4 protein-coding genes are annotated in these 8729 nt (G+C 43.7%); all 4 read right to left on the bottom strand.

Going from position 1 to position 8729, the window contains the following annotated elements; all coding sequences use genetic code 11:
* Positions 1 to 525: 525 nt before the first annotated feature.
* Complete coding sequence (locus GB992_RS05800) at positions 526 to 1869, bottom strand: APC family permease (RefSeq protein WP_161001614.1); 1344 nt, start codon at positions 1867 to 1869, stop codon at positions 526 to 528.
* Positions 1870 to 1878: 9 nt separating this feature from the next.
* Complete coding sequence (locus tag GB992_RS05795) at positions 1879 to 3231, bottom strand: APC family permease (RefSeq protein WP_161001613.1); 1353 nt, start codon at positions 3229 to 3231, stop codon at positions 1879 to 1881.
* Positions 3232 to 3428: 197 nt separating this feature from the next.
* The gene (gene uvrA, locus GB992_RS05790; RefSeq protein ID WP_161001612.1) at positions 3429 to 6296 is read right to left on the bottom strand and encodes an excinuclease ABC subunit UvrA; all 2868 of its coding nucleotides are present in this window, start codon (positions 6294 to 6296) and stop codon (positions 3429 to 3431) included.
* A gap of 19 nt (positions 6297 to 6315) precedes the next feature.
* A complete protein-coding gene (gene uvrB / locus GB992_RS05785; protein ID WP_161001611.1) occupies positions 6316 to 8316 on the bottom strand; it encodes an excinuclease ABC subunit UvrB in 2001 nt (666 codons plus the stop codon).
* Between the last annotated feature and the right edge of the window lie 413 nt (positions 8317 to 8729).

The following is an 8729-nucleotide window of genomic DNA, read 5'->3' as shown; positions in this document are numbered from 1 at the left end:
AGAACAAATGAATAATCGTCCCCGTAAATGTCTCGGATGGAAAACGCCTTATGAAATATTCTTTAATGTAGTGTTGCACTTAATTTGACAATTCAAGCAGTAATTAATAATTGTAGGAATTTTTGTGTCTAAAACAAAAAACTGTTTTGATCGATTGACCAAAACAGTTACGTTGTTGTTTTACGCAGATGACTAAATTGTGAATCAGTATTAAAAAGTAATGTCCATGGCGTCGATTAAACTATTTTCAGCCGGCTAATTAATCTGTTTTATGTGATTTCACCTAACTAGGTCAGCGGGAGGGCGCCAACATTGATACCGAGTCGTGAAAGTGTTGTTAATTCGAATGCACTTCTCGAATTTACAACACGGAGGGTCACGGAGACCCGGAATTTCACGAGGATCTGCGACGGGGTGAAAGGCCATGAACTTCGGGCTTGAACCGGTCCCACGGCGAGCGTGTCAATGTTGGCAACCGTAAGCGGCATTTCACCACGCCCACAACCTCGTCTGAGGTTAAATCAATCACATAACATCAATAGAATCATCGTTTTTATAATGTCGTTTCAACCAGTAATAAAGTGGAATTCCCAGTCCAATAATCACCAGCGACGTTGCCGCCCCGACAAAATCGAAGAACAGTTCACTGATAACCACAAAACTAGTTCCGATGATGGCAATAATTGGGACTACTGGATAACCCGGCGTGCTAAATCCAACCGGTTTGCCACCATTGCGACGACGCAGGATAAAGACACCGACGAACGCAGCAATATAAAAACTGTACATCGCAAAAATACAGAGCTCGGACAGTCGATCCGTATCAACAGTCAGGATCATTAAACTAGTCAATGCCAGTAAAATCGTCGTTGCAACGACTGGCGTTTGTGTGTGACGGTTCAGGCTACTAATTTGTTTGGCAAACGGCAAATGGCGTTTAGCGGCCATTGCATAATAAATCCGTGGAAAGGACATCATTTTACCATTCAACGCACCAATAATTGAGATCATTATCCCAATATTCACGAGTCGCCCGCCGAATGCTCCAAACGCATTTAAGGCAAAGTAGGCCGTCGCGTTCTGGCCGAGTTCATTAATTTTAGCTGCACTCAAAGACCGAAAAATGCCAAATGTTACCCCGAGGTATAACACAATAACAATGGTAATTCCCAAAATAATGGCTAACGGCAACAACTTTTCGGGCCGTTTGATTTCGCCACCTAGATTAGTAACTAGAATCCAGCCATCATAGGCAAAGATGGTACCTAACACAGCAACACCAAAGTTACCAACACTCTGATGGATACTCGTTACTGTCTCACCGAAGCCAGCTTCACGGCCAAAGAAGAGCCCGAAAATCACGATCGCCGCAATCGGCAACAGCTTACAAATGGTTGTCACAATCGCAAAAGCGGCACCGTAACGATTTTCCAACATATTCAACATCGCAATCAGAATAATGGCACCAATCGCAATTGGTGCCTTCCAAACTGCTCCGAGGCCAAAGAAATTAGTGACCAATAAGCCTAAATACCCGGCGATTGAGCCAACAATTGCTGGTGCATAAACGATAACCTGCATCCAACCTGACATGAAGCCCCAAAACTCACCATAAATATGGGTCATATATTGGTAAAGACCCCCAGTATGCGGAATTTGAGAACCAATTTCAGATAATGTCAGCCCATCAGCGAGGGTAATTAAGCCCCCTAATAACCAGGCCAACATCGCTAGGTTGGTAGAACCTGTCATTTGTAAAACAGATGCTTGCTTAAAAAATATCCCGGAACCAATGACTGTACCAATTACAATCGCTAGTGCAGACCACAGCCCTAGAGAACGTTTCAATTCAACGTGACTCTCTTGCATTGCCTAAACTCACTTTCCTGAATCTTCTTTAACAAAATCTTCTGCATGATTGTGTTTAATTTCATAGTAATAAACTGGAATACCAACGACAACCATTCCCAAAGAGAATAGTACACCCGTGAAATCTGAGAAAACTTCACTAATGAGCACAAACAGCGAACCACCAATCGCTACAATCGGCGTTAACGGAAACAATGGCATCGAAAATGGCCGCTTCTTATGCTGACGACGCAATTTAAATGATCCCAAAAATGCCATGACGTAAAAGCAATAAACCGTAAAGATACATAATTCCGACAGCCGGTCTGCGTTTGCAAACAACACCATCAGTGCAGCAATCAACAATACCGCAATGGTCGAAAAGATTGGTGTCCGCGTTTTAGGGCTTAAATAACCCAGCACACGACTAAATGGCAGCTCCCGATCACGTGCCATCGCGTACATAATGCGTGGAAAAGTCATGATTTTCCCGTTGATACAACCGATAATGGAAATAATGACACCGATGCTCAACAACTTACCGCCAATTGCGCCAAAGTCTTTTGTGGCAAGAAACGGAATTGCACCCGTACCTAGTCGATGAATCGTTGAAGCTGGCAAACTTGCAAAAACGCCGTAGGCTACCAACAAATAAATAACCATAACGATACTAATCCCACCAATAATCGCACGAGGCAATAATTTCTGCGGTTCTTTTATTTCGTCACCCAAATTAGCAACCAGAATCCACCCGTCAAACGCAAATAACGTAGCCAAAATGGCGACCCCAAAGTTGCTACCATGCTGAGTCGCGGTCGACACACTGTGGCCCAACGCACTGCCATCGCCAAAGAATAAGCCGAATACAATAATTGCAACGATTGGCAATAATTTACAAATCGTCGTTATAATGGCAAACATCGCGCCATATCGATTGGAAAATAAATTGAGGACGCCAACTGCTACCAATGTTCCGAGTGAAACAGCCAAGCCCCATCCACCTGACAGGTGAAAAAAATCAGTCATTAAAATGCCTAAGTATGACGCAAGCGCTGCAATAATTGCTGGTCCATAAATGATGATTTGCATCCAACCAGATAGAAATCCCCACAAACGGCCATACATTCGTTCCATATAAACATACAAACCGCCAGTATGCGGCATTTGAGAGGCGATTTCAGCAATGGTCAGCCCGGCGGTTAATGTTAGAACCCCACCTGCCAGCCACGCAAACAGTGCACCCGTGGTAGAGCCTGCGTCATCAAGTACTGCCGCTTGTCTCACGAATACGCCGGCGCCGATAATAGTCCCGATTACTAAGGACAGGGCTGACCAAATGCCTAAGGAACGATTCAGTTCTACCACTGGTGTTTTTTGTTTCATGTCGTCACATTCTTTCTCGCATTCATATTTATTAGATAAGTTTGTGCTAGTTTACCAAATTTTAATCTTGTAGGCCAACCTTAAGCAGAACTTCAACCTCAAAACGATCGTGTTAAAACAAAAAAAAACTGATCAAAACGCCTACAGACTAGGATTTGATCAGTCATATTATTAAATCATTAAAAATTGTACCGTTATTATTTTGCTTGTTCAGCAACTTCTTCAGTACGTTTCGTATCTCGTTCCAATACTGCTTTCAGGTATTGACCAGTGTAGCTTTCCTTAACTTCAGCAAGCTCTTCCGGCGTCCCAGTCGCAATAATTTGACCACCGCCAGCACCACCTTCTGGACCAAGGTCAATCAAATGGTCAGCAGTCTTAATCACATCCAAATTATGTTCAATGATCAAAACGGTGTTGCCGTGATCAACCAGTCGCTGCAAGACAACCATCAACCGTTTGATGTCATCTGAATGCAATCCTGTTGTTGGTTCATCTAAGATATAGAAATTACGACCATTGGCCTTCTTGTGTAGTTCAGAAGCTAACTTCATCCGCTGAGCCTCACCACCTGAAAGCGTGGTTGCTGACTGACCCAAATGAACATAGCCCAGGCCGACATCAACAATGGTTTGCAATTTACGTGTGATCTTAGGAATTGCAGCAAAGAAGTCCAACGCTTCGGAAACCGTCATGTTCAGAACGTCCGAGATATTCTTCCCTTTGTACGTCACTTCAAGTGTTTCTGAATTGTAACGAGAACCATGACAAACTTCACAGGGCACATAAACATCTGGTAAGAAGTTCATTTCAATCTTTAAGATCCCATCACCATGACAGGCCTCACAACGACCACCCTTAGTGTTGAATGAGAAGCGGCCCTTTTGATAACCACGCAATTTAGCCTCATTCGTTTGAGCAAACAAATCACGAATGTCATCGAACACACCCGTATAGGTAGCGGGGTTGGAACGTGGTGTCCGGCCAATCGGCGACTGGTCGATATCCACAATCTTTTCAATATTATTCACGCCAGCAATACTCTTGTATTTACCGGGTTTGGCCGAATTGTGATTGAGTTTTTGAGCCAGTACCTTCTCAAGAATGCTGTTAACCAATGTGGATTTACCAGATCCTGACACACCAGTCACAACTGTTAGCTCACCCAGTGGGAAACGTACATCAACATTCTGTAAATTGTTTTCTGAGGCCCCTTTTAACACGATGGCCTTACCATTCCCCTTACGTCGCTTTAGCGGCACCGGAATGAAGTCCTTACCAGCTAAATACCGACCGGTTAATGACTTAGTACTACGTTCAACTTGTTTAGGCGTTCCAGCGGCCATAACCTGGCCACCATTTTCACCCGCACCAGGACCAATATCAATTAAGTAGTCGGCCGCCCGCATTGTATCCTCATCATGTTCAACCACGATCAGAGTATTACCTAAATCTCGCATTTTTTTAAGTGAACTGATCAAACGATCGTTATCACGTTGATGCAACCCAATGGACGGTTCGTCAAGGATATACAGTACACCAGACAAATTCGAACCTATTTGAGTAGCTAGACGAATTCGTTGCGCCTCACCACCAGACAATGTTCTAGCGGACCGACTCAGTGTAAGGTAACCAACGCCGACACTCGTCAAAAAGGATAGCCGATCGCGAATTTCTTTAACGATTGGTTCAGCAATCACTTTATTTTGCTCGCCCAAAGTTAAACCCTGGAAGAATGGCAACTCATCATCAATCGCCATTTCGGAAACTTCACCAATATGCTTCCCGTCAATTTTAACGGATAGTGCTTGGCGATTTAACCGGTAACCATGACAAGTCTGACATGTCAGTTCAGTCATATATTGACGCATTTGATCACGTGTAAAGTCAGAATTAGTTTCCTTGTAGCGACGTGACACATTGTTCATGACACCTTCAAAATCGGCATCAACATCACGAACACCACCAAAATCATTTTCATAGTGGAAATGGAATTTTTTGCTTGATCCATGAAGGACCATATCACGTTGCTTCTTAGGCAGTTTGTTGAAAGGTGTATCCATATCAATCTTGTTTTGTTTAGCAAACTGTTCTAGCATGCTTGGATAATACATGGAACTGATTGGATTCCAGGGTTCCAAAGCACCCTCACGAAGCGTTTTACTAGGATCTGGAACGACAAGATCTTCGTCAACTTCCAGTTTAACCCCTAACCCTTCACAATCGGGGCAGGCGCCAAGTGGTGCATTAAATGAAAACAGCCGTGGTTCCAATTCGCCGACCGTAAACCCACAAATGGGACATGAATAATGTTCTGAGAACTGCATCGGTTCACCATCAATGATGTCAGCAGTCGCATAGCCATCACTCAGACGAAGAGCAGCTTCAAATGAGTCAAACAAACGACTCCGACTATCACCGTCTGGATGCACAATTACCCGATCAATGACGATATTGATACTGTGATATTTGTTTTTATCTAGTTCAGGCACTTCATCGATATCATAAGTTTCGCCGTCTACTTGAACACGCACAAATCCTTCACGTTTAATCTTCGCAAAAATTTTTGCATGTTGTCCTTTCTTTCGACGCACAATCGGCGACAATACCTGGAGCCGCGTCCGTTCAGGGAGTGCCAGCACCTCATCAACCATCTGCTCAACAGATTGGCTAGTAATAACTGTGCCATCGTTTGGACAAATTGGTGTCCCAACCCGCGCCCATAGTAGCCGCAAATAATCATTGATTTCCGTGACAGTTCCAACGGTTGACCGCGGATTTTTACTGGTTGTCTTCTGATCGATAGAAATCGCCGGGCTCAGGCCATCAATTGAGTCCACATCCGGTTTATCCATCTGCCCAAGAAATTGGCGCGCATATGCGGACAAACTTTCAACATAACGCCGCTGTCCTTCAGCATATAACGTATCAAATGCAAGTGAGCTTTTCCCTGAACCAGATAACCCCGTAATGACTACCAGCTTGTCACGTGGAATCGTGACATCAATATTCTTTAAATTATGGGCACGTGCCCCATGTATTACAATTTTGTCGTTATTTGCCATTGGTTACCTTTGCCACCCTTTACTGTTTGGCTTTTAATTCCATGATTGTATCACGCAACGTTGCTGCTTCTTCGAAGTCGAGTTTCTTGGCAGCTTCTTGCATTTGCTTGTTTAAGCCAGCCAACATTGCATTCTGATCGGACTTTGACAGATTATCAAAGTCGTCTTCATTAAGTGTTGATTCTTTCTGACCGTCACCAGTTGGTGCTGTCACCGTGATATTATCACGAATTGGCTTAACGATTGTTGTCGGCGTAATATGATGTTCTTCGTTATACTTCTCCTGAATCTCACGACGCCGTTTAGTTTCATCAATGGCCGCCTGCATGGACCCCGTAATGGTATCCGCATACATAATAACCGCCCCGTGTGAATTACGGGCAGCCCGACCAATCGTTTGAATCAATGACCGTTCATTTCTTAGGAAGCCTTCCTTATCAGCATCCAAAATGGCAACCAGCGATACCTCAGGCACATCAATTCCTTCACGTAAAAGGTTGATGCCGACCAACACGTCAAATTTGCCCAACCGTAAATCACGGATAATTTGCGTTCGTTCCAAGGTTTTAATATCACTGTGTAGGTAACGAACCCGAATTCCCAGATCCTTCAGGTAATCCGTCAAATCTTCCGCCATTTTCTTGGTCATCGTCGTGACAAAAGTCCGCTCATGAGCTTCAATCCGCTTATTGATCTGACCAACGAGGTCATCAATTTGACCCATAATTGGTCGAACTTCAATCGTTGGATCGAGCAAACCCGTCGGCCGAATAATCTGTTGAACCACTGTATCCGTTTGCTCATGCTCATAGTCACCAGGCGTTGCGGACATGTAAACGACTTGATTAATGTGTTTTTCAAACTCATTAATTTTCAATGGTCGATTATCCAGCGCACTTGGCAAACGGAAGCCATAATCAACCAGCATCTGCTTTCTAGAACGGTCACCTTTGTACATACCACGCACTTGTGGCATCGTAACGTGACTCTCATCCACGACTAGCAAAAAGTCTTTCGGGAAGAAGTCTAGCAGCGTAAACGGTGGTTCACCGGGTTTACGACCGTCCATGTGACGGGAATAGTTTTCAATCCCACTCGTATAACCCATTTCACGCATCATTTCCATGTCGTAAGTCGTCCGTTGTTGCAAACGTTGAGCTTCCAACAACTTGCCTTGATCCTTCAACACCTTCAACCGGTCTTCCAACTCGTCACCGATCGTCGTAATGGCATGATCCATAATAGCATCATTCGTCATGAAATGAGTGGCTGGGAAAATTGTGACATGATCACGATCACCAACTACTTCACCAGTCAGTGCATCGACTTCCCGCATCCGATCAATTTCATCACCGAAAAACTCGATTCGTAGCGCATGTTGATCTTCAGATGCTGGGAACACTTCAACAACATCACCGTGCACTCGAAAACGGCCACGTTGGAAATCAATATCATTACGCTCAAACTGAATGTCAACCAACTTGCGCATGAAATCATTACGTTCGATTGTCTGACCGACCCGTAAGGAAATAACATGGTCTTTATACTGGTGTGGATCACCTAAACCAAAGATTGATGACACCGAAGCCACGACAATCGTGTCATTCCGTTCCAATAGCGAACTAGTGGCCGCATTACGTAACTTATCAATTTCATCATTGATTGATGAATCTTTTTCGATGTACGTGTCAGATGAGGGCACATAGGCTTCCGGTTGGTAATAATCATAATAAGAAACGAAATATTCAACGGCATTGTTAGGGAAAAACTCTTTAAATTCACCATAGAGCTGTCCTGCCAATGTTTTGTTATGCGATAGAACCAGCGTCGGTTTGTTAACGTTGGCAATCACATTGCTGATTGTGAATGTTTTACCGGTTCCCGTAGCACCCATCAAAATCTGCGCTTTTTTTCCGTCTTCAATCCCATCTGTCAACGCTTTGATGGCCTCCGGTTGATCACCAGTTGGCTTATATTTTGAAACTAAATCAAACTTTCGATCTGCTTGACGTTCAATCATGCCAGACGTTACCTCCCCTAGTTCATTTACATGGTCTAATTATTGTGACGGTAAGTGATAAACCATCATCAACACGATTTAAAAAACAGGTTCATGACTGCACTGGTCGGCTTGATTCGCTTAGGTAATTCGTTGCGACCATATTGCTGTTTTGAACCCGTCAACTTAGCGTAACTATTCTAGCATACCGAACATACTTTCGCACGAGATATGCACACTTTCGATTAAAAATATGCATTCACTCACTACAAAAAACGCGTCCACGTTGACGGGATCTCTTATCCCGTCAATCGTGCACACGTTCTTTTTATTCATTGGGCAAATTCTATAATTAATCCGAACAGAAATTAAAAAGCCCAAAGCAATCACTTACAATGGTAGTAGCTAATTCCAACCAATATAGGGAGTGATTA

This window comes from Furfurilactobacillus milii (assembly GCF_009863985.1).
Taxonomy (GTDB): Bacteria; Bacillota; Bacilli; order Lactobacillales; family Lactobacillaceae; genus Furfurilactobacillus; species Furfurilactobacillus milii_A.
The sequence above is the reverse complement of the archived record's forward strand: the minus strand, read 5'-3'. Positions and strand labels throughout refer to the sequence as shown.

Bases quoted from the DNA above. Each gene is read 5' to 3' on its own strand.
- GB992_RS05800 (WP_161001614.1), bottom strand. From the start codon at position 1,869: ATGCAAGAGAGTCACGTTGAATTGAAACGTTCTCTAGGGCTGTGGTCT.
- GB992_RS05795 (WP_161001613.1), bottom strand. From the start codon at position 3,231: ATGAAACAAAAAACACCAGTGGTAGAACTGAATCGTTCCTTAGGCATT.
- uvrA (WP_161001612.1), bottom strand. From the start codon at position 6,296: ATGGCAAATAACGACAAAATTGTAATACATGGGGCACGTGCCCATAAT.
- uvrB (WP_161001611.1), bottom strand. From the start codon at position 8,316: ATGATTGAACGTCAAGCAGATCGAAAGTTTGATTTAGTTTCAAAATAT.